A 506-nucleotide genomic window follows, 5' to 3' on the forward strand; every position below is an offset into this window, starting at 1 on the left:
AGCCGAAAGCGCTTGCGTAGGACATAAAATCTTCGCTGCATCGGGGCGCGAAGCATGGCAGACTCGGGCCAATGAGTGATTTGCCTGATGAACTGCCGAGCGATCCAGCCGAGTTGCGTGCCTTTGCCGCGGCTCTGCTGGATCGCTGCGCCAGGCTCGAGCGGTTGCTCAAGCTTGCAAAAGACGCGCAGTTCGGTCGATCGTCGGAAAAGCTTGACGCTGATCAGCTCCAGCTTATTCTGGAGGATATTGATCAGGCTGTCGCGGCTCTCGAAGCAGCCGAGGACCGCGCCAATCCCAAAACACGCGAGAAGAGAGCTGCCGAGCGCAGGGCCAATCGTGGCAAGCTGCCGGAGCATTTGCCGCGCATCATCGAGGACCTGATGCCCGCTGCAACCTGCTGCCCATGCTGCGCAGGCGACCTTTTTGAGATCGGTCACGATGAGAGCCAGAGGCTGGACGTCGTACCGGCGCAGTATCGCGTTATCGTCACCCGCCGCCCCAAA

At 60.5% G+C, this 506-nt stretch carries 1 protein-coding gene; it reads left to right on the forward strand.

Translation table 11 applies throughout. The annotated features are described in order from the left end of the window. Positions 1-71: 71 nt before the first annotated feature. Positions 72-506: IS66 family transposase zinc-finger binding domain-containing protein (locus IVB42_RS09240; RefSeq protein ID WP_247470077.1), on the forward strand; the 435-nt coding region annotated here is incomplete at its 3' end.

It is taken from the genome of Bradyrhizobium sp. 45 (assembly GCF_023073155.1).
GTDB classification, from domain to species: Bacteria; Pseudomonadota; Alphaproteobacteria; order Rhizobiales; family Xanthobacteraceae; genus Bradyrhizobium; species Bradyrhizobium canariense_D.